Origin of the sequence: Phenylobacterium sp., from assembly GCF_030693625.1 — a bacterium.
Taxonomy (GTDB): Bacteria; Pseudomonadota; Alphaproteobacteria; order Caulobacterales; family Caulobacteraceae; genus Phenylobacterium; species Phenylobacterium ferrooxidans.
In genome coordinates this window covers 1-22,924 of sequence record NZ_JAUYAF010000076.1, presented here as the reverse complement: position 1 = coordinate 22,924, position 22,924 = coordinate 1, and the positions used below count along the sequence as shown (strand labels likewise).

Here is a 22,924-nt window from a genome sequence, read left to right as displayed (position 1 = left end):
GAGCTGCTGTTTCAGGGTGCGGTGCGTACCTGGGTTCACCCGGAAACCGTGTCGGTGGGCCGCCTGCCGGCGCGCGCCAGCTTCACGCCCTATGGCGATATGCAGAGCGCCTTGGCGCGCAGGTCCTCCCCCTTTGTCCGCTCCCTGAACGGTGACTGGAAGTTCCAGCTGGTGGACCGGCCCGAGGCGATCCCGGCCGAGTTCGCCGCCCGCGACTTCGACGACGCGGGCTGGGGCGCCCTGCCCGTGCCGTCCAACTGGACGATGCACGGCCACGACAGGCCGCACTACACCAACGTCCAGATGCCCTTCGCCCTGGCCGCCCCCAATGTGCCCGACGAGAACCCGACGGGACTGTACCGCACCGCCTTCGAGGTCCCGGCCGACTGGGACGGGCGGCGCATCGTGCTGCGGATCGGGGCGGCCGAGAGCGTGCTCTATGTCTGGGTGAACGGCCAGGCGGTCGGCATGGGCAAGGACAGCCGCCTGCCGCAGGACTTCGACGTCACCGCTTTCGTGAAGCCCGGCGCGGACAACCTGCTGGCCTGCGCCGTGGTGAAGTGGTCGGACGCCTCCTATATCGAGGATCAGGACCAGTGGTGGATGGGGGGCATCCACCGCGACGTCGAACTGATCGCCTCGGCGCCCACCCACATCGCCGACGTCTTCGCCCGCGCGGGCCTCGAGGACGACCACGCCACCGGCGCGCTCAGCGTGACCGTCAAGCTGGGCTTCACGGCCGAGCCGGACAACGGCTGGGAGGTGGAGGCGCAGCTCTATGACGGCGACGTGCCCGTCCTGGACGCGCCGCTGCGCAAGAAGGTCTGGTCGGCGGTGAAGGGGCACAGTCCCTATCGTCCGGCCCTGGGCCAGGTGACCCTGGAGAGCGCCGTCCCCGCCCCACGCCTGTGGTCGAGCGAGACGCCGAACCTCTACACCCTGGTGATCTCGCTGCATCGGGGCGACGGGCCGGCGGTGGAGGCGACCAGCGTCCGCGTCGGCTTCCGCCGCGTGGAGCTGGGCGACCGCGAGCTGCTGATCAACGGCAAGCCGGTGATGATCGCAGGCATGAACCGCCACGAGCACCATCCGGTCCGGGGCAAGGCCATCACCCGCGAGGACATGCTGGCCGACGTGCTGTTGATGAAGCAATTCAACGTCAACGCGGTGCGCACCAGCCACTATCCGAACCACGCGGCCTGGTACGAGCTCTGCGACGAGTACGGCCTCTATCTGGTGGACGAGGCCGATATCGAGAGCCACGACTTCCTGCATGGGCTCTGCCGCGATCCCCGCTACGCCAGCCAGTTCCTGGAGCGGGGCCTGCGCATGGTGGAGCGGGACAAGAACCATCCCAGCATCATCCTCTGGTCGCTCGGCAACGAGAGCGGCTATGGCCCCAACCACGACGCCATGGCCGGCTGGATCCGGCAGTATGATCCCTCGCGGCCCCTGCACTACGAGGGCGCGATCTGGGGCTGGGACCCCAGCGCCGCCCTGCAGCACATCGCGGCCCTGGGCGGGATGCAGGCGGGCGGCGCGCCGGGGGCGATGGCCAGCGACATTGTCTGCCCCATGTATCCGCCCATCGACAACATCGTGGCCTGGGCCAAGGCCGATGACCCGGCCGACCGGCGGCCGATGATCCTGTGCGAATATTCCCACGCCATGGGCAATTCCAACGGATCGCTCAGCGACTATTGGGAGGCCTTCGAGACCCACCACGGCCTGCAGGGCGGCTTCATCTGGGAGTGGGTTGACCACGGCATCGCTCAGCAGACCGCCGACGGGCGACCGTTCATGGCCTATGGGGGCGACTTCGGGGATACGCCCAACGACCTCAACTTCTGCTGCGACGGCATCATCGGCGCCGACCGCGTTCCGCACCCGGCCCTGTGGGAGTTCAAGACCCTCGCCCAGCCGGTCAGCGTGGCCTGGGACGGCGAACGGCTGGCGGTGACCAACAAGCGCGACTTCGCGACGCTCGAGGACCTGACGGGATCGTGGGCCCTGCAGGTCGACGGGCGGGTGGTGGCCGAGGGCAAGCTGCCCAGGCTGCCGACCGCGCCGGGGGCGACGGAAAGCGTGGCGCTGAACCTGACGAGGCCCGAGATCGAGGCCGGCCAGGAAGCCTTCCTGGTGGTGCGGTTCGCGCTTGCCGAGCCGACCCGTTGGGCGCCAGCCGGGCACGAGGTCGCCTGGGCGCAACTCCCGGTCAGCCTGGCCGTGAAGGCCGGCCTGCCGCCGGAGCGCCTGACCGGGACCCTGGTGCTGATGCAGACCGAGGAGACGGTGCGGGTCGGGGGCGAGGGGTTCGAACTCATCTTCTCCAAGAGCTCCGGGAGCCTCGAGCGCTACCTGTGGCGCAACCATGCCCTGGTGCTGGCGGGGCCACGTCTGCAGGTCTGGCGCGGCGCCACCGACAATGACGGGATCAAGGGCTGGACCGACCAGGACGCCAAGCCGCTGGGCAAGTGGCTGGCGGCGGGGCTGGACGCCCTGGTTCCCGGGCCCGCGAGGATCGAGGTCGCCGAGACAACGGGCAGTGTCGTGGTGACCATCGTCCAGGCCTGGGCCAGCGCCCATCTGGCCGAGGCGATCCTCCACCGCCAGGACTACAGGATCACGCCGGACGGGCGGGTGGCGGTCAGCAACCGCTTCGAGGTGGCCGCCGAACTGCCCGACCTCCCCCGCCTGGGGATCACCCTGGCCCTGCCCGAGGGCTTCGAGCGTCTGACCTGGTTCGGGCGGGGGCCGGGAGACACCTATGTGGACCGCAAGGCCGCCGGCTGGATCGGGCGGTTCGAGGGGACGGTCAGCGAGCAGTACGTGCCCTATGTCCTGCCGCAGGAGCACGGCAACCGCACCGATCTGCGCTGGATGGCGGTGGAGGGTGAAGAGGTGGGCCTGGTCTTCGTGGCCGCCTGCGAGGGGTCGGCCAGCCACTTCGCGCCGCAGGACCTGTTCGCCGCCAAGCATACCACCGACCTGACGCCGCGGGCGGAGACCCTGGTCAATCTGGACATCCGCCAGCGGGGCCTGGGCACGGCGAGCTGCGGGCCCGACACCCTGGACCGCTACAGGATCGGGGCGGGCGTCCACGTCCTGAACTACGAGCTGCGGCCCTATGCGGCGGGGGACGACCCGGGCGTGGTGGCGCGCGAATAGGTATCACCGGCGCCGCACCTGCGAAGGAGCTTGGCCGTATTCGTTTGACTTTGAGGACTTCGCGGCGCATATGAGCCCCGCGCTGCAGCAATTCGCAGCGCTATGGCGCTCCAGCCGCGTGATGGGATTTACGAAGGTCCCAGCCTGTCGAGCGCCGAAAGAGATCGCATAGATCGCCCCGCCACGCGGGGGCTTTCCACAAATGACCCCGCGCTCAGCGACCCTGGCCCTCCGGCCAGCGGCCGCATTCGGCGCATATGTGAAAGATACTTACGTTTTGACCAAGTTCACCGACTTCGGCCTCGCCCAACCCCTGCTGAAGGCCCTGGCCGACGAAGGCTACACCACCCCCACCCCCATCCAGACCCAGGCCATTCCCGGCGTCATGACCGGCAAGGACCTGCTGGGCATCGCCCAGACGGGCACCGGCAAGACCGCCGCCTTCGCCCTGCCGATCCTGCATCGCCTGGCCGCCGACCGTAAGCCCGCGCCGCGCCGCGGCTGCCGCGTCCTGGTGCTCTCCCCCACCCGCGAACTCGCCACCCAGATCGGCGAGAGCTTCAAGGCCTATGGCAAGCACCTGGGCGTCTCCGTCGCCGTCGTCTTCGGCGGCGTGAAGTATGGCGGCCAGATGCGCGCCCTGGCCGGCGGCGTCGACGTGCTGGTGGCCACGCCTGGCCGCCTGATCGACCACCTGGGCGAGAAGACCATCACGCTTGGCGGCGTGGAGATCTTCGTCCTCGACGAGGCCGACCAGATGCTCGACATGGGCTTCATCCTGCCCATCCGCCGGATCGTGAAGTACCTGCCCAAGGAGCGGCAGAACCTGTTCTTCTCCGCCACCATGCCCACCGAGATCGGCAAGCTGGCCGGTGAACTGCTCAACCCCAATCCGCTGAAGGTCTCGGTCACCCCGCAGGCCACCACGGTGGAACGGGTCGACCAGAAGGTGATCTTCGTCGAGACGGCCCGCAAGCGCGCCCTGCTCTGCGAACTGTTCGCCGAGAAGAACTTCAAGCGCGTCATCGTCTTCACCCGCACCAAGCGCGGCGCCGACCGGGTGGCCAAGTCCCTGGAAGCCGCCGGCGTCGAAGCCGCGGCCATCCACGGCGACAAGAGCCAGGGCCAGCGGGAACGCGCCCTGGCCGCCTTCAAGGCCGGTGAAGTCCGCGCCCTGGTGGCCACCGACATCGCCGCCCGCGGCATCGACGTCGACGCCGTGACCCACGTCGTGCAGTACGAACTGCCCAACGTGCCGGAGAGCTACGTCCACCGCATCGGCCGTACGGCTCGCGCCGGGGCTGGCGGTTCGGCCGTGGCCTTCTGCGCCGACGACGAACGCAACCTGCTGCGCGACATCCAGAAGGTGACGCGCCAGAACATCCCCACCGAGGAACGCCGCGGCGACCGCGCCCTGATGGTCATGACGCAAGCCATGCCTGAAGTGGCCGCCGAGCGGGCCGAGGCCGGCCGCAAGAACCATGGCGGCGACCGCAACGGCGCCGGCGGCGCCCGCAAGCCGCAGAACCGCAGCGACCTGCCGGGCGGCCTGCGCGCGCAGCGCAACCGTCCCGCCAAGGGTCACGGCGGCGGGGCCGGCGGTGATCGCCACCCCCACGGCGCCCGCACCGGCGGCGAACGCGCCTCGACCACTCCCATCAGCCAGGCGGCCTTCAAGGGTCCCAAGCGCGAAGGGGCCGCCGCGGCCCCGGCCAAGCGCTGGAGCCCCATCGACTAGATGGCCTGACGGTCTGAGCTAGATCGAGCGCCTCGCCCCACCGGGCGGGGCGCTTTTTCATTGGGCGAAGGGCGGACGCGCCGTGGAGTGCGCGCGTGGACCTCAGAACCTTGTGGAGAGGGCGAAGAACGGCCGCCAGGTCTTCTTGACGCGGTCGTAGGGCGTGCGGGTCAGGGGGCGGGCCGCCTCGACCGTCAGGGTGGCGCGGTCGCCGACCCGGGCGCGCACGCCCAGGCCCGTGGAAACCAGGTCCGCATCGCCGCCTGAGCGCTCGAGGTTCCAGACCTTGCCCGCGTCGAGGAAGCCGTAGCCCTGGAGGAAGCTGAAGGACCCACGCTTGGGGCTGAAGCCGGCGCGCAGCTCGGCCGACGCCGCGACGCCCTGGTCGCCGCCGATTTCGGCGTAGTTGTAGCCCCGTCCATAGGGCGCGCCGCCGACCACGAACTCCTCCGACGACAGAAGGCGGTGCGGCGACCATTGGCCGTCCGCGGTAAGGAACAGCCCCGCCCAGGAGCCGAGGTCGCGATAGTGCGAGCCGTGGACGTTGAGCTTCACGAACTGGCGCGAGGCGTCGGCGCGTGAGAGGCCCTCCTCGGGCCCGGCGCCGGGTCGGCCCCGTTGGCCGGCCGAAACCTGGGCGAAGAGGTTGCTGGACTCTCCGGGAACGGTCACGTCGGCGTTGAAGGCCGCACGCAGCACGACCACGTTGTCGGCATAGCCGCCAGTGTCGGTCCAGTCCTGCTCGATGTGCCGCGCCTGGAGGGTGGTCTGGGTCCAGGCGTTGACCCGGCGGTCGCGCTTCAGCGGCGTCAGATAGCTGACGCTCGCCGACAGGCTCTCGCTGCCCACGTCGGTGGACAGGGTGTTGGCGCCGTCGCGGGCCTTGGCCATGCCGATCGTGCCGCGCACCCGCGCGCCGTCGCCCAGGGGGGCGGAATAGCTCACCTCGCCATAGGTGAAGGCCCTCGGGTCGTTGGGCACGGTGAGCACCGCCAGGGCCAGCTGATCGCCAGGGCGGACAGCGGAGTTCCTGGCCACGCGGCCATAGGCCTGCCAGGGCCCGCTGGTCTTCGGGCCGCGGTTGTCCACATAGGTGCTCACGGCCAGGGGCTTCAGGCTGGCGACGGCCACCAGGCGGTGGCGGGCCGGATCGTCCAGCACCGGTTCCAGCTGGGTCTTGATCTGCACGCCAGGCTCATCGCCGGCCAGGCTCAGGCGGCGTTCAAGCTCAGCGAGGCGCACGGGGCGTAGGTCTGGAAGGCCCTTAAGATAGGGGGAAGCGGCGGGCGCGCCGATCCCGGTCAAGGCCACCTCGCTGATGTAGCCCTCATAGATGCGGATGCGCGCGACGCCCGTGCCCGGGGCCTGCGGCGGCACGACGGCGCGAGACAGAAAGTAGCCGTCGGCGCGGTACCGGTCGGTGATCGCCGTGGCGATGTCGACCAGGTCGGCGGTGCTCACATCGCGGGTGAGATAGCCTTGGTAGAGCGCGGCCAGCTCGCCGGGCTTATAGACCGTGAGGCCTTCCAGGGTGACCGCGTTGAGCTGGAAGCAGCCGCTGTCAGGGCTGTCGCAGGCGGCGGCCGAGGGCGCTTCATCCTGCGCCCAGGCGAACACCGGCAGCGACAAGAACATGACCGCGGCGATAGGCATGGCGGCGAGGACGGGCCTGTCCGCCATGCGCCACGTCCCTGCTCCAGTCCACGTCACGCCTTGCGCTCCTTCGAACCACTATCTCCGTTGGTGAACGAACATCGTGAACGAGACCCTAACGTTTCGATTTTTTTTCTCGCTTTAGCAAAGGCTTAGCCACAGCGACGTTATTTGTGACGCGAGCGATAATTTTTCGGTCCACAGATTGGGGTCACCCATGCGCCGCACCGCCCTGTTTTTTGCCTGTTCGGTTCTCGCGTTCGCCGCCGGTTCGGCCCAAGCCGCCGCCTGGCGGCTGGTGGAAGTCAACGGCACCGTGCGGATCACCGTCCCCGGGGCGGAAGTCGCCCCGGCCCGGTTGAATCAGACGGTGCCCACGGGTTCCAGCATCACCACCACGCTCGGCGCCCGCGCGGCCCTGGACAACGGGTTGCAGCAGATTGTCGTCGGTCCCAACAGCCGCATGACCGTGGCGCCGGACGCCGGCGGCTTCACCCGGGTGATGCAGGACCTGGGCGCGGTGATGTTCAAGGTGGACAAGCAGAAGTCTCCGCACTTCCGCGTCGATACGCCCCTGTTGGCCGCCATTGTGAAGGGGACGACCTTCACCGTGGTTGTGGGGCCGATGTCGGACGCGGTGAATGTGGCCGAGGGCCTGGTGGAGGTTCGCTCCAACGGCTCGGATCTTGGCAGCGACGTCGGAGCGGGATCGAGCGGGGCGGTCTCCCGGGACGCGCCGCAGTCGGTGCAGGTCACCGGAACAGTGACCCCCACCGCGGGCGCGCCTGAGGCCGTGAAGATCGAACCCCTGGACTACAAGACGGTGTCCGGCGGCCTGGTGGACTCCGGCGGACCGACCATGATTGCAAATGAGGCGGGCGCGATCACCTCGGGCAATGGCGCCGCCAGCGCCGCAATGGGGGCGGAGACCGTCGGGCCGGCGGCCCTCCCAATCGAGGTCGCCCAGAACGATCGCCAACTCGAAGCCTCCGACGCCCGGGGCGGGAATGGTCCCGCGGACGGCGGCGGCGCGGCCCTGACCAACGGTGCGGGAAGCAACGGAAATGGCGGCGGGCCGCCCGAGAACCCAGGCACCAACGGCCCCGGCAATGGAAACAGCGGGAACGGCGGCGCGACCGCTGAGACCGGAAACACCGGCTCCAATGGCAATAGCGGCGGGAACAACGGCAATGGAAACGGGAACGGTGGCGTAGCAGCTGAGACCGGAAACACCGGCTCCAGCGGCAACGGCGGAGGCAACGGCAACGGCGGCGCGGCCACGGAGACCGGAAACGCCGGCTCTAATGGCAATGGCGGCGGAAACACCGGCAACGGAAACGGCAACGGCGGCACGGACGGCTTGGTCGCAGGCCTGATCAGCACCGTTGGCGGCGTGGCCGAAGATGTGACCGGTAACGGCAAGGGTCGCGGATCCAAGTGAGCCGACTGGGCCATCTGATCGGCCGCCTGCGGTCGCAGGTCGGCCTGGCCGCGGCGGCGCTCGGCGTGGCGTTGGCCATGCTGAGCGGCGCCCTCACCCCCATTGAGGATGCCCTGGCCGCCCTCCGCTTCCAGGCCCTGCAGCGCGCGCCCAGCCACCAGATCACCGTCGTCGAGATCGACGTCCCCAGCCTTCGGGCGGCCGGACGCTGGCCCTGGGGCCGCGACCGTTTCGCCACCGCGATCGGCAACCTGCAGGCGGCGGGCGCCAAGGTGGTGGCTTTCGATGTCGACTTTAGCGCCAACTCGACCGCCACCACCGACAAGGCCCTGGCCGACGCCATCGCCGCGCGGCCGGGCTCGGTCATCCTGCCGACCTTCGTCCAGCCCGTGCGGCGCGCGGACGGCCGCACCAGCCTGGTGGAGACTTCGCCGCTGCGCGGTCTCTCGACGGAAGCCCTGCTGGCCAGCGTGAACATCCCCATCGACCCCGATGGCCGCGTGCGCCGCTACACCTACGGCTTCGGCGCGGACGAGACCTATCGCCCCTCCATGGGTGCCTCCCTGGCGCAGACGCCTCAACAGCGGCGCGACAGTTTCCTGATCGACTATGCCGCGAGGGTCGGCGAGATCGACCACCTCAGCTTCGAGGACGTCTACAGCAACCGGTTCGATCCAAGGCTGGTGCGGGGACGGTCGATCCTGATCGGAGCCACGGCCCTGGAACTTGGCGACGAGTTCGCCACCCCGCAGGCCGGCACGGTGAATGGGGTTTATCTCCACGCCCTGGCGTTCGAGAACCTGACCAGCGGCAGGGCCATGACGACTCCGCCGGCCTGGATGACCTTCGCCCTGGCCTGCCTGCTGATATTCTTCCTGCGCGCCAACCACCAGGCCGCCCGGGGGTCGTTGTCACGCCGCCACGTGGCGGTCGGGGTCGGCTTGCTGACCCTGCCCATCCTGCTGCAGAATCTGGCCCCCGTGAGCCTGTCGGTGGCGCCGCTCGTGGCCGCCCAGCTGGCGTGCCTGCTGTGGGCGACGCAGGCCGAGCTCGCCCGCCGCGCCCGCTCGATCATCGAAGAGCGTGAGGCGGGCCTGCTGCACCAGGCGCTGCACGAGCCGGAGACCGGCCTGCCCAACCGCCGCGCCTTGCTGAGCGAAGTCACCTCGCGGATGCAGGGCGCCGAGGGGGGCGCCCTGGCGGTCGTGGCCATCGGCATCGACCGCTACCCCACCATGCGGGGCGCCGTGGGCTACAGCCTCTCCAACCTGATCGTTCGCGGCGTCGCCGCCCGGCTGCAGGCCGTGTGCGGCGACGGCCAGGTCGCCCACCTCTCCACCTCGGTGCTGGGACTCGTCCTGCACCGCGCCGACACCCACACCCTGCTGGCCGACCTCAAGAGGCTGGAGACCCTGGACCCCGGTCACGAAGTGGCCGGACACACGGTGGACGCCTTCATCAAGCTGGGGGTCTCGCACCGCACCTCAACCCAGGACGACCCTGAACGGCTGCTGGAAAACGCCGCCCTGGCCCTGGACGAAGCCCGGCGGCTGAACCGCCGCCTGGTGACCTTCGAGGCTGAGACCTACGTGGACCCCTCGCTCAACCTCGCCTTGATGACCGAGATGCGTCGCGGCCTGCACGCCGGCGAAATCAGCCTGCACTACCAGCCGAAACTCACCCTTACCGATAGCGCGGTGCACAGCGTCGAGGCCCTCGTGCGCTGGAGGCACCCGGTGCGGGGCCCGATCGCGCCCGACAGCTTCATCGGCATCGCCGAGGAGACGGGCGCCATCCGCGAGCTGACCGAGTGGACCCTGGAGCGCGCCCTGCGGGACCGGGCCGCCCTGAAGGCTTCGGGCCATGACGTCGTGGTCTCTGTGAACCTCTCCGGGCGGCTGCTGGCCGACCGCGGCTTTTGCGACAACGTCCAGGCCATGATGGCGGGCCGCGACCACGGCATCTGCCTGGAGATCACCGAGACCGCCGTGATCGAAAACCCCACCGCTGCGACGGCTTCCATCGCCGCGTTCCGCGCGGCGGGCCTCAAGGTCTCCATCGACGACTACGGCGTCGGCCTGTCGTCATTGTCCTATTTGAAGATGCTCGACGCCGATGAGCTCAAGATCGACAAGTCGCTGGTGGTGGCGGTGGCGCAGAGCCAGCGCGACCGTCTGATCCTGAAGTCCACCATCGACCTGGCCCACAGCCTGGGCATGAGCGTCGTCGCCGAGGGGGTGGAGACCGCCGACGTCCAGGCCGCCCTCGCCCTGATGGGTTGCGACGCCATCCAGGGCTACCTGATTTCTCGCCCCGTCCCGCTGGCCGACCTCACTGAGTTCCTGACGGGCTGGGGGGAGACGCCCCGGCTCGCGGCGGTGGGCTAGCTTCGGTAGTCGCCGTTGATGGCGACGTACTGCTTGGTGAGGTCGCAGGTCCAGACGCTGGCGGCGTGCTTGCCGACGCCGACGTCGACGCTGACCTCCAGCTCCTGGTTCTTCATGTAGGCGCTCATCTTGTCCTCGTCATAGGTGGGCGAGACGAGGCCGTCCTGGGCGGCGATGAGGGGGCCGAACTGGATTTTCACGCGGTCACGGTCGATGGGCTCGTCGGCGCGGCCGACGGCCATGGCGATGCGGCCCCAGTTGGCGTCCTCGCCGGCGAAGGCGGTCTTCACCAGCGGGCTCTCGGCGATGGTGCGGGCGATCTTGCGGGCCGAGGCCGGGCTCTCGGCGCCGGTGACGTTGATCTTCACGAACTTGCTGGCGCCCTCGCCATCGCGGACCAGCTGAAGGGCCAGGTCCAGCAGCACAGCCTCCAGCTTCACGCGGAAATCGGCCAGGCGTTTGTCGCCGGCGCGGCTGATATTTGGCGCGGCGGACTGGCCGGTGGCGAACAGCAGCAGGGTGTCGTTGGTGGAACGGTCGCCGTCCACGGTGACGCAGTTGAAGGTGGTGCGCGTGTAGAGGCTGGCGAGCGTCTGCAAGGCGGCGGGCGAAATGGCGGCGTCGGTGGCCACGAAGGCCAGCATGGTGGCCATGTCCGGCGCGATCATGCCCGAGCCCTTGCAGACGCCGGCGATCTTGACCTTCTCGCCGTCGATCATCGCCTCGGCATAGGCGCCCTTGGCGAAGGTGTCGGTGGTCATGATGGCCCGCGCGGCCCCGGCCCAGTTGTCGTCGGCGAGCTTGGCCTCGATGTCGGGCAGGCGCTGGGTGATCTTGGCGTCGTCCAGCAGCACGCCAATCACCCCGGTGGAGGCCACCATCACGTCGCGCTGGCGGCAGTCGAAGCGCTTGGCCACGGCCGAGGCCACCCGGCGCACGGCGTCGGCGCCCGGCTTGCCGGTGAAGGCGTTGGCGCAGCCGGCGTTGACCACCAGGGCCCGCGCATCGGCGCCCTTGGACATCTCCAGATGCTTCTTGCACCAGTCCACCGGCGCCGAGCCGATGCCGTGACGGGTGAAGACGCCCGCCACGGACGTGCCCTTGGAGAACCGCATCACCAGCAGGTCCTCGCGGTCGTGCTTGTAGAAGCCGGCGCGGCTGGTGGCGATCTGCACGCCGGGGATGGCCGGGATCTTCGGGAACGGCACGGCCAGGGGCGAGACCGGCAGGGCGCCCTTGGCGGGCGCCGGGGTGGCCGGGGGAGCGTCGGCCTGGGGCTGCTTGTCAGCGCGCTTGAGGGCGGCGCGGGCGCGTTCGATGGTCTGGCCCATCACCTCCACCGGCTTGGAGGCGACCTCCAGGGCGATGGCGGCGGGGGTCTTGCCCGCAGCCTTGGGAGTGGCCGCCGGCTTGGGGGGCGAAGACTTGCCGGCAGGCTTCTCGGCGGGCGGACGGGTCATGGCTTGGCCGCCTTGGCTTCGGGTTGGGCGGGGCTCTTTGCAGTGGGGGCGGCGGCGGCAGGCTTGGCGCTCGCCGCGGGCGCTGAGACCGCCGCCGCGCCGGGCGCCACGGGCGGGGCGTTGGCCGGCTCCTTGGGCTGCCCGGGCACATCCTGGGGCGGCCGGATCAGGGTTTGAATCTTGGAGCGGGCGCGCAGTTTCTCCAGCAGGTCGCGAACCTGATCATAGGTCAGGAAGCGCACGATCTGCGGCCGGGCGGCTTCCAGGGTGATGGGCTGCTCCAGGCGGCGGTCCTCGACCTTCACCAGGGCCCAGCCGCCGTCCACCTCGAAGGGTCCGACGATCTGGCCGGCCTTGGCCACCTTGAGGTTGGCGTCATAGGCCTCGGGCATGACGTCGGTGGTGAAGTAGCCGAGATCGCCGCCGTTGAAGCGGGTGGCGGCGTCGGTGGAGCGCTCCATGGCCAGGGCTTCGAAGGAGGCGCCGGTGGCCAGGAGCTTCTTGACCGCGTCGGCCTCGGCCAGACTGCCCAGGACGATCTGGCGGGCCTTCAACTCCTCGGACTGCTTGGCGAGCTTGAGCTGCTCCTGATAGAGGCCGCGGATGGCGTTCTCGTTGACGGCGTCGGAGACGGTGCTCTCCACCAGCATGTCGCCCAGGATACGCTCGCGGGCGGCGGCCAGGCGGCGCTGGGCGGCGGGGTCCTTGTCCAGCTTGCGCTTGAGCGCCTCGCTGGCCAGCAGCTTCTGGTCCACCACCTCGTCCATCACCCGGCGGAACAGGTCGGATGAAACGTCCAGGGGCTCACCCTCGCCGATCAGGCCCTGGGCCACCGCCTCGCGCTTGACGTCGGAAGCCCAGACCGTGCGGCCGTCCACCTTGGCCACCGCAGCGTCACCGGGTTCGGGCGGATGTTCCGCGCCGGGGCCCTTCCCGCAGGAAGCGAGCATCAGGGTCGCCGCCAACACGACAATCATCGTGCGGACCGGGTGCGAAATGCGGGTGAAACTTCCCAGCGCCATGGGCCATACCTCGAGGTCGAAAATGCCGGGGGTCCAGCCGTCCCGCTCTAGCCATTTACGCCACGGGATGCAAAGGTCGCCGCCGATCTAAACCTGCGCGGCCCCAAACATTCAGGCCGACGTGGTCCATTTTTCGGGAGGATATATTTCATGACGCGTGAAGCCGTAATCGTTTCCTATGCCCGCACGGGTCTGGCCAAGTCGGGTCGCGGGGGCTTCAACATGACCCCGACCATGACCATGGGCGCCCACGCCGTGAAGCACGCGGTGGCCAAGTCCGGCCTCGACGCCTCGGCGATCGAAGACTGCGTGATCGGCAACGTGGCCCACGGCGCCGGCAACCTCGGCCGCCAGGTGGCCCTGCTGGCCGGCATGCCCATCACCACCTCGGGCGTGACCGTCAACCGCTTCTGCTCCTCGGGGCTCAACACCATCGCGACGGCCGCCAACTACGTGCGCAATGACGGCGCCGACGCGGTCGTGGCCGGCGGCGTGGAAAGCCTCTCCTTCCCCGGCGGCGGCGGTTCGCGTGAAAACAACGACCCGGCCCTGTTCCAACAGTATCCCGGCGTCTTCATGCCGATGATCGACACCGCCGACATCGTGGCCGAGCGCTACAAGGTCAGCCGCGAGTCCCAGGACGAGTACAGCCTGGAATCGCAGCTCCGCATGGCCGCCGCCCAACAGGCCGGCAAGTTCAAGGACGAGATCGTCCCCCTGAAGACCAAGATGAAGGTCGTCAACAAGGAGACGAAGGAAGAGTCGATCGTCGACTTCGTGGTCGACAAGGACGAGTGCAACCGTCCCGACACCACCCTGGAAGGCCTGGCCAAGCTGAAGCCGGTTCGTGAAGGCGACAACAAGTTCATCACCGCCGGCAACGCCAGCCAGCTTTCGGACGGCGCCGCCGCCGTGGTGATCATGGACTCAAAGGCCGCCGAAAAGGCCGGCCTGTCGCCGATGGGCGCCTTCAAGGGCTGGGCCGTCGCCGGCTGCGAGCCTGACGAAATGGGCATCGGCCCGGTCTTCGCGATCCCGCGCCTGCTGGAACGCCACGGCCTGAAGATCGACGACATCGACCTGTGGGAACTGAATGAGGCCTTCGCCTCCCAGTGCCTCTATTCCCGCGACAAGCTCGGCATCGATCCCGAGAAGTTCAACGTCAACGGCGGCTCCATCGCCATCGGCCACCCCTACGGCATGACCGGCGCCCGTCTCGCCGGCCACGTGCTGCAGGAAGGCAAGCGCCGGAACGCCAAGTGGGCCGTCGTGTCCATGTGCATCGGCGGCGGCATGGGCGCCGCGGGCCTGTTCGAAGTTTACTAGACCTCGAAAGCCGAATTGAACGACGAGATCGGGCCCTCCCCTCACCGGGAGGGCCTTTTCTTTGGGCGAATCCCGAGCTTGAGCGTTAGGCTTGCTCACCCCAGCCGCGTTGACACTTGGTGGAGCGCTGCTTAAGTCTCGCGCGCCCTGAAAAGAGCGGAATTTCCGGGCAGGCGAAGGGTCCCGTGTGGCCGCCGCCGCCGCCCCGCATCATCCGGACGTTCCCCTCGCATGCTCTTCCAACGGTTCTTCGGCTCTTCCAACGACCGCAAGGTCAAGGCCATGACGGCCCGCGTCGCGAAGATCAACGCGCTCGAACCCCAGATGCAGGCCCTGTCGGACGAGGCGCTGCGCGCCAAGACCGCGGAGTTCAAGGAGCGCCTGGCCAAGGGCCAGACCCTGGACCAGCTGCTGGAGGAAGCCTTCGCCGTCGTGCGCGAAGCCGCCCGGCGGGTGCTGGGTCAACGCCATTTCGACGTGCAGCTGGTGGGGGGCATGGTCCTGCACCAGGGCGGCATCGCCGAGATGCGGACCGGTGAGGGCAAGACCCTGGTGGCCACCGCCCCGGTCTATCTGAACGCCCTGCTGGGCAAGGGCGTCCACGTCATCACCGTCAACGACTACCTCGCCCAGCTGCACGGCGACTGGATGGGTCAGGTCTACAGCTTCCTGGGCCTGACCAGCGGCAACATCGTGCACGGCCTGTCCCAGGGCCAGCGCCAGGCGGCCTACAACGCCGACATCACCTACGGCACCAACAACGAGTTCGGCTTCGACTACCTGCGCGACAACCTGGTCTATGACGCCAGCGAGATGGTCCAGCGCGGCCACCATTTCGTGATCGTCGACGAGGTCGACTCCATCCTGATCGACGAGGCGCGCACGCCGCTGATCATCTCGGGGCCCACCGAGGACCGCAGCGAGCTCTACAAGACCATCGACCTGCTGGTGAAGGAGCTGATCAAGGACCCCACCACCTTCGACCACGACGAAAAGCAGAAGCAGGTCATCCTCACCGAGGACGGCGCCGAGAAGATCGAGGACATCCTGATGTCCGGCGGTCACCTGGCCGAGGACTCGGCGGGCCTCTATGACGCGGCCAACGTCTCGATCGTCCACCACGTGAACCAGGCCCTGCGCGCCAACGTGCTCTACACCCGCGAGAAGGACTACATCGTCCGCTCCGGCGAAGTGATCCTGATCGACGAGTTCACTGGCCGCATGATGCAGGGCCGCCGCCTGTCGGAGGGCCTGCACCAGGCCATCGAGGCCAAGGAAGGCGCTCACGTCCAGCCCGAGAACCAGACCCTGGCCTCGGTCACCATCCAGAACTACTTCCGCCTCTACGGGAAGCTGTCGGGCATGACCGGCACGGCGACCACCGAGGCCCAGGAATTCGGCGACATCTACAAGATGGACGTCATGGAGATCCCCACCAACCGCCCGGTGGCGCGGATCGACGACGACGACGAGGTCTATCGCACCGAGGCCGAGAAGAATCTGGCCATCCTCAAACAGATCGAGGAATGCCACCTGCGGGGCCAGCCGATCCTGGTGGGCACCGTCTCCATCGAGAAGTCGGAGACCCTGTCGGAGCTGCTGAAGGAGCACACCTTCACCGACGCCAGCGGCAAGACCGTCAAGGGCGTGCCGCACAACGTGCTGAACGCCCGCTATCACGAGCAGGAAGCCCTGATCGTGGCCGACGCCGGCATCCCCGGCGCGGTGACCATCGCCACCAACATGGCCGGTCGCGGCACCGACATCCAGCTGGGCGGCAACGTCGACATGCGGGTGCTGAAGTGGCGTGACGAGCAGCTCGGCCTGGGCATCGAGGTCACGCCCGAGATGGCCATCAAGCGCAAGGCTGAGATCGAGACCGAGATCGCCGACCTGAAGGTCCAGGCCCTGGCCGCCGGCGGCCTGTTCGTGCTGGGCACCGAACGCCACGAGAGCCGCCGGATCGACAACCAGCTGCGCGGCCGCACCGGCCGTCAAGGCGACCCCGGCCATTCGAAATTCTTCCTGTCCTGCGAGGACGACCTGCTGCGCATCTTCGCCGGCGAGCGCCTCGACGGGATCATGCGCACCTTCGGCGTCCAGGAAGGCGAGGCGATCACCCACAAGTGGCTGAACGGCGCCATCGCCACGGCCCAGAAGCGCGTCGAGCAACGCAACTACGAGATCCGCAAGAACCTGCTGAAGTACGACGACGTCGTGAACGACCAGCGCAAGGCGGTGTTCGAGCAGCGCGCCGAATTCATGGACGCCGCCGATCTCTCCGAAGTGGTCACGGAGATGCGCCAGGACACCATCGAGGACCTGGTGACCCGCCATCTGCCGCCCAAGGCCTATGCTGAGCAGTGGGATGTCGTGGGCCTCCACGAGCATGTGGTGAGCATGCTGGGCATGGACCTGCCGATCGCCCAGTGGGCGGCTGAGGACGGCATCGCCAACGAAGAAATCCAGGAGCGCCTCCAGAAGGCGGCCGACGCGCGCGCCGTCGAGCGGGAGGCCGCCGTCGGCCCCGACCAGATGCGCAATATCGAGAAGAGCTTCCTGCTGCAGATGGTCGATCTGCAGTGGCGCGAGCACCTGATGCACCTGGACCACCTGCGCAACGTCATCGGCCTGCGCGGCTACGCCCAGCGCGACCCGCTGAACGAGTACAAGACCGAGGCCTTCTCCCTGTTCGAGAAGCTGCTGGTGGACCTGCGCCAGAACGTGACGCGCTGGCTGATGACGGTGGAGTTCAGCTACGCCGAGCCGGAGGAGCCCGCGCCGCTGAGCAACTACACCGAGGTCCACATGGATCCGCTGACCGGCGAGAACGCCGCCGAGATGGGCGCCCTGCCCGAAGGCCTGTCGGTCGCCCAGCGCGAGGCCCTGCCCGTCGCGGCCCTGCCGGACGGCTGGCAGCAGACCGGCCGCAACTCGGCCTGCCCTTGCGGCTCAGGCAAGAAGTTCAAGCACTGCCACGGGACCCTGGTCTAGGGGAGCGACGACCTGCTCGGGGTCGGAGGCGTCTGACCGGTCTGCGAGCGGGCCCGGAGAATACAAGAAGATCGCCGGCTTCCACCGCGAGGCGCACAACAGCCGCGCCTCGCTCGTCGTGGGAAGGTCAGGGTCTAGCCGAAGGCGTGACCTGACCAGGTCGTCATCGCCATGCTGATCGTCACGCCCAGCGTGAGCAGCGGCCACAGGATTTTCACGGGTCGTCTCCAAGTGCGGTAGGCGTCGCCGGGGGAGCGGCGACAGCCCGTATATGGGGTGAGCTTGGCCACAGCGGGAGGGGTCAGTTTCGCAGACCCGCTCTGCAGGACTGCATGGGGTCAGGCGGGCGTTTCGGTGAGGGTCACGTAGAGCTCGGACTCGATCACCCACTGGCCCGTGACCTTCCTCCAGACCGCCAGATAGGTCCCGGTCAGGGTCGGCGAGCCGCGCCAGGTGGCGACCCAGGTCCCCGTCTCCGCCGCGCGGGCCTCGTCCTGGTCAGGGCGAACGGCCTCGGTGGTGCGCAGATAGGTGACGAAGCTGGGATCGCGGAACTGGCTGTCGAAGGCGGCGAGCACCGACTCGACCCCCACCATCAGGCTTCCGTCCCCGGCGATGAGGTTGATGTCCGAGGCGAGGAAGGGCCGCAGGCGGGCGGCCTCGTGGGCGGCGATCAGCTTGTTGGTCAGCTTGCGCCGAGCGCGGATGGCGGTCTCGGCTGGAGTCACGGCTCGACGACCACCGTACCCACCTTGGAGCCCGCCTCCACAAGCTCATGGGCGCCGGCGCAATCCTCCAGCGGAAAACGGCCGGCGACCGAGAGGATGCGCTCGCCGGTCCCGATCCAGCGGGTGATGTCCTGCTGGGCGCGCTTGCGGGCCTCGGGCGGAGAGATCGGCAGATAGACCCCATGGACGCCGAGGTTCAGCCCCATCAGGGCGCCGGCCGGGACCACCGGCTCGCGGGCCCCCTTGGTGGCGTAGAAGGCCACCGATCCGTTGACTCGAACCACCTGCAGCGTGGTGGCGATATTGCCGCCGAAGTCGACGTCGACGACGTGGTGGACGCCCTCCCCGCCGGTCAGTTCGCGGACCCGCCTGGCGACCTTTTCCTGGCGGTAGTCGATGACATGGTCGGCGCCGCCGGCCCGCGCGCGGTCGGCCTTCTCTTCCGAACTGACCGTGGCGATCACCGTGGCGCCGGCCCACTTGGCCAACTGGACGGCGTAATTGCCCACCGCGCCCGCGCCGCCGGTCACCAGCACCGTGCGACCCTGGACGGGGCCCGCGACGAACAGGCTGCGGTGGGCGGTCATGCAGGGAATGCCCAGGGTCGCGCCTTCCGCGAACGACACGCTGTCGGGCAGCTCCATCAAGAGGTCGGTGTCGAGTTCGATGTACTCGGCGGCGGACCCGAAGGCGCGGCCGTTGCGCTGGCCGTTGTAGAACCAGACACGCTTGCCAACCCAGGTCGCCGCCACGCCCGGCCCCACCGCCTCGACCACGCCCGCGCCGTCGCTGTTGGGGGTGATGCGGGGATAGGCCATGGCGGCCGGACCCGCGCGCATGCCGGCGTCGGAGGGGTTCACCCCAGACGCCTTCACCCGGATCAGGGCCTGGCCGTGTCCGGGCTCCGGGGTCGGGCGGTCGCCATGTTCCAGCACCTCGCGGGCGGGACCCGTGCGGTCGTACCAGATGGCTTTCATGCGGGTGTCCTCCGAAGTGGCCAGTCGATCACGCCGCCGGCGAACAGGGCCCACCAGACGAACACCGGCTGAAAGGCCAGGCGCGGTCCGTGATACCACCAGCTCGACGGCAGGCTGCCCACCTCCACCTGGCCGAAGGCGTGATGCAGGTTGGCCGGATAGACGCAGATCGCGTAGAGCGCCAGCATGACGCCGGAGATCCACCGCAGGCGCGGGATCAGCAGGCCCAGGCCGCCGAGGATTTCGCAGACCCCGGTGATCAGCACCACCTCCAGCGGATAAGGAACCCAGGCCGGCATGATGGCCAGGAAGCCCGGCGCGCTACGCAGGTGTACGACCCCAAAGGCGATGTAGATGACCGCCAGCGACCACCGCAAGGCGGCGCGCAGGCGGGGATGGGGAAGCGGCTCGGGTCGCACCAGGAAGGTCATGGCGCGATGGTGGGAGCGTGTGCGCGCCGGAGCAAGCTCCTATCGACGTCATCCCGGCCGCAGCAAAGCGGAGAGCCGGGACCCAGGGGTGGTGCGCACGCCCCTGGGTCCCGCATCGCCTATCGGCGTCCGGGATGACGGGGTTTGTCTAGTCAGCCACCCAGTTGCCGTGGAAGCCGAAGGGCACGCGGCGGGGCATGTGGGCCATGCCGATGGGGCCCTTGGCGACGTCGAGGGCGTCGAACACCACGAAGTCGCTGCGGTCCTCTGCGGCGCGATAGACCACCGCAGTCAGCCAGCCGTCGCCCTCGGCTGCGTCGGCCGAGCGCGGCGTGAAGACCGGCTCCGACGTCAGATCGCCGCCGGTGAAGGCGTGGACCTGGCGCTTGCCGGTGGCGAGGTCCAGGTGGGCGATGGCGTTCAGCTTCACCGACTTCGAATTGGTGGTGTCGCCGGCATAGAAGCCGTGGCGATAGGCGCCGCCCGCCAGCCGCTCGTCGAAGCGCGGGAACTCGCAGTCGAGGTCGTCGATGGCCTCCTCCTTGATGGCGTCGCTGCTTCCGGCCAGGTCGAAGGTCCAGCGGGTCAGGCGCGCGGCGGTGCGCAGACCGGGCGATCCATCGGCCATGGGGAACAGCGGGGCGGCGTCGTAGCGGGCCACCTCGGCGATGATCTTGCCGTCCGCCTCATGGGCGTTCATCGGATGGAAGACGTAGCAGGCGGGCACGTTGAACCAGCGGATGGTGGAGACATCGGCGTCGCGGCGCATGACCCCGACATAGCCGGCCTTCTCCGGCTCCCAGGCATAGGCCGGCAGGCCCTTCATGGCCCGTTCGAGACTGCCGGTGAGCGGCAGAACCGGGAACAGCACGTAGTTCTCGGTGACCAGGAAGTCGTGGATCATCGCCGAATAGGGCGCCTGGAAGTCCGAGCGCCGGCTGACCACGCCACTGGCGTCGGTGACCCCGTAGCTCATCCCGGCCGACAGCGGCGCCTCGCCGACCCCATAGCCGAACCAGACCATCTCGCCGGTCTTGGGATCGATCTTCGGGTGGGCGGTGACCCGGCCCTTGTACTGCTCCGCATAACCCTTGGGGGCCATGGTTCCAGGGGCGACCTCGAAGGGCATGTGGCCCTCTTCCAGGGCCAGCAGGTGACCAGCGTGCCAGAGGATGTTGGTGTTGGCCACGCCACTGTCCTTGCCGGCGGCGACAGGGTCGGTGAGCATCGGGTTGAAGCCGCCGAACAGCGAGCGGCCGTGCTCGTGCTCCAGCTCCCACTTCGGCGTGCGGACATAGCGGTTGCGGTAGCTGACCTTGCCGTCCTCCACCCGGAAGGCGTGGAGCATGCCGTCCCCGGTGAACCAGTGATAGTTGGGGTCTCGCGGTTCGAACTGCGGGTTGGGTCCGGTGCGGTAAAGCGTGCCGCGCAGGCCGGCCGGGATCTCACCGGTGACCTGCAGATCGAAGTCGTCCTCGGACCGCACGGGGGCGAAGTTGCCGCCGAGATAGGGATTGATGCGAACCTCGCCGTCCATGGCGTGTCTCCCTCTAAGTGACCGGTTCAGGCCGGCGTGATGATGTGTCCGTCCTGGGGCCGCACGCGACCTTCCAGGACCATGTGATAGGCCTCGGTCAGGCCCTGCTGGCCCTGGTGCTGCACCAGGTTCAGCCAGGAGCTGTCGGCGACGAAGGCGCGCAGGGCCGCGTCGAAGCGGCTCTCGACCTCGCCGGGGCCCCAGTCGGCCATGCGCTTGCGGATCTGGTCGGGCGCGAAGAACAGGGTCGGCGTCGGGCCTGCGATCTCCACCTGCCCGCCGCCGCCCGCCTCCCAGTGGGTGGCGCCCACGATGATGCTGCGGATGAGACCGCCGCCGAGGGCGGCGTGAACCTTGGCGGTCCCGCTGCGATCGCCGGCGAAGTCGACAAAGGCGGTGGGGCCTCGGGTCTTCAGCGCGGCGACCTCGTCATAGGTCAGGACCTTGTCGTAGAGGCCCAGGCCCTCGATCAGCTTGGCGTTGGCGGGCGAGGTCAGTCCGATCACCTCGCGGCCGCGCGCCTTGGCGAACCAGGCCAGGCCGAGGGCGGTCTTGCTGGACGCGCTGGAGAGCACCAGCGAGGTCAGGCCTTCGTCTTCCCCCAGGAAATCGTCCAGCAGGAAGCTGGTCATCAGCAGGGGCCGCAGCAGGGCGCGGTGGTCGTCCAGGGGATCGGCCGGCGCTTCGTTGTAGGCGTTGTAGGTGGGCGGCAGCTCGGCCCGGTGCGGCGCGCGGTCGACGAACCCGCTGCGGGCCTTGACCAGCTGCATGACGAAGCGGGTGGACATCGGCAGATAGCCGAACAGGCGCAGACCGACGGGCACGTCGGCGGCCCTGGATTCCGTCACCGTGGCGAAGCCCCAGACCGGAATGCGGCCCAGGCCGTCGGGCGCCGGGAAGAACTTCCAGTAGCCGAAGGCGTCGCCGATGATCCCATAGGTGATGTTGTTGGCGGTGAGCGAGAAACGCTCGACCTCGAGGCGGACCTCGCCGTCGGCCAGGGCCGGCGCCTCGGCGGAAATGATCTGCGCCTTGCGCAGGTCCTTGCGGTCCACCAACAGGTCCCAACCGGCCATCGTTTCCCCCGTTTTGTTTCTTACGTTGTAAATTTATTGCGTAAGAGGTAACGCCTTGCAAGCAGTTTGTTTGCTAGAGTTTCCGGTATGCCCCGCGTCCTGTCCGAAAGCGATGTCGCCGACTTCCGTGAACGCCTGTGCGAGGCGGCCGAGAAGCTGTTCGCCGAGCGCGGCCCTGACGCGGTGACCATGCGCCAGCTGGCCTCTGAGCTGGGGGTCAGCCCCATGACCCCCTACCGCTACTTCGCCGACAAGGAGGACATCCTGGCGGCGGTGCGGACCAACGGCTTCAACCGTTTCGCCCAGGCCCTGGAAGACGCCTACGCAAGTACGCAAGGCGCGCGAGCCAAGGGGGCGGCCGTGGGCGAGGCCTATCTAAACTTCGCCTTCGAACATCCCCAGACCTACAAGCTGATGTTCGACCTGGATCAGCCCCACGCCGAGAACTATCCCGACCTGGTGGCGGCCGGCCACCGCGCCCACGAGACCCAGACCCAGTACGTGAAAACCCTGGTGGCCGAGGGCGTGCTGCAGGGCGATCCAGAGGAGATCGGAAAGATGTTCTGGGCCGCCGCTCACGGCGCGGTGGGGCTGGAACTGGCCGGCAAGATCCCCCCGGGCGCCGCGCGGGAGCTACACCGTCACCTGAACGGCGCCCTCGCACGAGGGCTGCGCCCGTAAGGCTTGACCGCCCCTGCGTCACTGGCCGAGGTTCCCCGCAACAGTCTGGGGAAACGCACGTGGCCAATATCCAACCCTTCGAAGTCACCTGGCCCGAGGCCGACGTCCAGGTCGTGCTGGATCAGGTGCGAGCCTATCCCTGGCCGCCGATCCCCGAGGTCGCCGACGGCTGGGCCTATGGCTGCGACGCCACCTATCTGAAGGGCCTCTGTGAACACTGGACCGAGCGCTACGACTGGCGCTCGGCCATGGCCGAGCTCAACCGCTTTCCGCAGTTCACGGCCCGGGTCGAGGACTATGACCTC

Annotated in this window: 16 protein-coding genes; 8 read left to right on the top strand and 8 right to left on the bottom strand. The window is 68.7% G+C overall.

Annotation, left to right across the window (positions count from 1 at the left end; all coding sequences use genetic code 11):
• Positions 1-21 precede the first annotated feature (21 nt).
• Complete coding sequence (locus Q8N10_RS17820) at positions 22-3,168, top strand: glycoside hydrolase family 2 TIM barrel-domain containing protein (RefSeq protein ID WP_304774541.1); 3,147 nt, start codon at positions 22-24, stop codon at positions 3,166-3,168.
• 277 nt (positions 3,169-3,445) lie between these two features.
• Positions 3,446-4,906 (top strand): DEAD/DEAH box helicase, encoded by a 1,461-nt coding sequence (locus Q8N10_RS17815; RefSeq protein WP_304774539.1) that lies wholly within the window; start codon positions 3,446-3,448, stop codon positions 4,904-4,906.
• Positions 4,907-5,008: 102 nt separating this feature from the next.
• Here the strand turns inward: Q8N10_RS17815 and Q8N10_RS17810 are convergent, their stop codons facing one another.
• Entirely contained in the window at positions 5,009-6,586 is a 1,578-nt protein-coding gene (locus Q8N10_RS17810) for a ShlB/FhaC/HecB family hemolysin secretion/activation protein (protein ID WP_304774537.1), read from the bottom strand.
• A 190-nt stretch (positions 6,587-6,776) separates the two neighbouring features.
• On the opposite strand from Q8N10_RS17810, the gene Q8N10_RS17805 reads away from it, so the two are divergent.
• Positions 6,777-8,000, top strand: a complete 1,224-nt coding sequence (locus tag Q8N10_RS17805; RefSeq protein WP_304774535.1) for a FecR domain-containing protein — start codon at positions 6,777-6,779, stop codon at positions 7,998-8,000.
• Positions 7,997-10,387, top strand: a complete 2,391-nt coding sequence (locus Q8N10_RS17800; RefSeq protein WP_304774533.1) for a bifunctional diguanylate cyclase/phosphodiesterase — start codon at positions 7,997-7,999, stop codon at positions 10,385-10,387. Before Q8N10_RS17805 ends, Q8N10_RS17800 begins: the two co-directional genes overlap by 4 nt.
• Here Q8N10_RS17800 and argJ read toward each other — a convergent pair.
• A complete protein-coding gene (argJ, locus tag Q8N10_RS17795; protein ID WP_370690154.1) occupies positions 10,384-11,847 on the bottom strand; it encodes a bifunctional glutamate N-acetyltransferase/amino-acid acetyltransferase ArgJ in 1,464 nt (487 codons plus the stop codon). The genes Q8N10_RS17800 and argJ overlap by 4 nt on opposite strands.
• Positions 11,844-12,869 (bottom strand): peptidylprolyl isomerase, encoded by a 1,026-nt coding sequence (locus Q8N10_RS17790; protein WP_304774532.1) that lies wholly within the window; start codon positions 12,867-12,869, stop codon positions 11,844-11,846. Before Q8N10_RS17790 ends, argJ begins: the two co-directional genes overlap by 4 nt.
• Before the next feature lie 150 nt (positions 12,870-13,019).
• Between Q8N10_RS17790 and Q8N10_RS17785 the strand changes: the two genes are divergently transcribed.
• Positions 13,020-14,195, top strand: coding sequence for an acetyl-CoA C-acyltransferase (locus tag Q8N10_RS17785; protein WP_304774530.1), 1,176 nt, complete (start codon positions 13,020-13,022; stop codon positions 14,193-14,195).
• A gap of 231 nt (positions 14,196-14,426) precedes the next feature.
• Positions 14,427-17,189, top strand: a complete 2,763-nt coding sequence (secA, locus tag Q8N10_RS17780) for a preprotein translocase subunit SecA (RefSeq protein WP_304774528.1) — start codon at positions 14,427-14,429, stop codon at positions 17,187-17,189.
• 338 nt (positions 17,190-17,527) lie between these two features.
• On the opposite strand, the gene Q8N10_RS17775 is transcribed toward secA, so the two are convergent.
• From Q8N10_RS17775 to Q8N10_RS17755, 5 genes are all read right to left on the bottom strand, one after another.
• Positions 17,528-17,917: a nuclear transport factor 2 family protein gene (locus Q8N10_RS17775; RefSeq protein ID WP_304774526.1), complete on the bottom strand. Its 390-nt coding sequence runs from the start codon at positions 17,915-17,917 to the stop codon at positions 17,528-17,530.
• Positions 17,914-18,894: an NADPH:quinone reductase gene (locus Q8N10_RS17770; RefSeq protein ID WP_304774524.1), complete on the bottom strand. Its 981-nt coding sequence runs from the start codon at positions 18,892-18,894 to the stop codon at positions 17,914-17,916. Before Q8N10_RS17770 ends, Q8N10_RS17775 begins: the two co-directional genes overlap by 4 nt.
• Positions 18,891-19,325 carry a DoxX family protein gene (locus tag Q8N10_RS17765; RefSeq protein ID WP_305663969.1) on the bottom strand — a complete coding sequence of 145 codons (435 nt, stop codon included), beginning with the start codon at positions 19,323-19,325 and terminating at the stop codon, positions 18,891-18,893. Before Q8N10_RS17765 ends, Q8N10_RS17770 begins: the two co-directional genes overlap by 4 nt.
• 148 nt (positions 19,326-19,473) lie before the next feature.
• Positions 19,474-20,862: a carotenoid oxygenase family protein gene (locus Q8N10_RS17760; RefSeq protein WP_304774520.1), complete on the bottom strand. Its 1,389-nt coding sequence runs from the start codon at positions 20,860-20,862 to the stop codon at positions 19,474-19,476.
• A gap of 26 nt (positions 20,863-20,888) precedes the next feature.
• Entirely contained in the window at positions 20,889-21,938 is a 1,050-nt protein-coding gene (locus Q8N10_RS17755) for a DUF2855 family protein (protein WP_304774518.1), read from the bottom strand.
• Positions 21,939-22,025: 87 nt separating this feature from the next.
• Between Q8N10_RS17755 and Q8N10_RS17750 the strand changes: the two genes are divergently transcribed.
• Both Q8N10_RS17750 and Q8N10_RS17745 read left to right on the top strand, forming a co-directional pair.
• Positions 22,026-22,619, top strand: coding sequence for a TetR/AcrR family transcriptional regulator (locus tag Q8N10_RS17750; protein ID WP_304774516.1), 594 nt, complete (start codon positions 22,026-22,028; stop codon positions 22,617-22,619).
• Between the two features lie 59 nt (positions 22,620-22,678).
• Positions 22,679-22,924: epoxide hydrolase N-terminal domain-containing protein (locus Q8N10_RS17745; RefSeq protein WP_305663968.1), on the top strand; the 246-nt coding region annotated here is incomplete at its 3' end.

What these genes read in the sequence shown, in the direction of transcription:
- Q8N10_RS17810 (WP_304774537.1), bottom strand. Translation starts at nt 6,586, where the DNA reads ATGGCGGACAGGCCCGTCCTCGCCGCCATGCCTATCGCCGCGGTCATG.
- Q8N10_RS17805 (WP_304774535.1), top strand. Translation starts at nt 6,777, where the DNA reads ATGCGCCGCACCGCCCTGTTTTTTGCCTGTTCGGTTCTCGCGTTCGCC.
- argJ (WP_370690154.1), bottom strand. Translation starts at nt 11,847, where the DNA reads ATGACCCGTCCGCCCGCCGAGAAGCCTGCCGGCAAGTCTTCGCCCCCC.
- Q8N10_RS17790 (WP_304774532.1), bottom strand. Translation starts at nt 12,869, where the DNA reads ATGGCGCTGGGAAGTTTCACCCGCATTTCGCACCCGGTCCGCACGATG.
- Q8N10_RS17785 (WP_304774530.1), top strand. Translation starts at nt 13,020, where the DNA reads ATGACGCGTGAAGCCGTAATCGTTTCCTATGCCCGCACGGGTCTGGCC.
- secA (WP_304774528.1), top strand. Translation starts at nt 14,427, where the DNA reads ATGCTCTTCCAACGGTTCTTCGGCTCTTCCAACGACCGCAAGGTCAAG.
- Q8N10_RS17770 (WP_304774524.1), bottom strand. Translation starts at nt 18,894, where the DNA reads ATGAAAGCCATCTGGTACGACCGCACGGGTCCCGCCCGCGAGGTGCTG.
- Q8N10_RS17765 (WP_305663969.1), bottom strand. Translation starts at nt 19,325, where the DNA reads ATGACCTTCCTGGTGCGACCCGAGCCGCTTCCCCATCCCCGCCTGCGC.
- Q8N10_RS17760 (WP_304774520.1), bottom strand. Translation starts at nt 20,862, where the DNA reads ATGGACGGCGAGGTTCGCATCAATCCCTATCTCGGCGGCAACTTCGCC.
- Q8N10_RS17755 (WP_304774518.1), bottom strand. Translation starts at nt 21,938, where the DNA reads ATGGCCGGTTGGGACCTGTTGGTGGACCGCAAGGACCTGCGCAAGGCG.
- Q8N10_RS17750 (WP_304774516.1), top strand. Translation starts at nt 22,026, where the DNA reads ATGCCCCGCGTCCTGTCCGAAAGCGATGTCGCCGACTTCCGTGAACGC.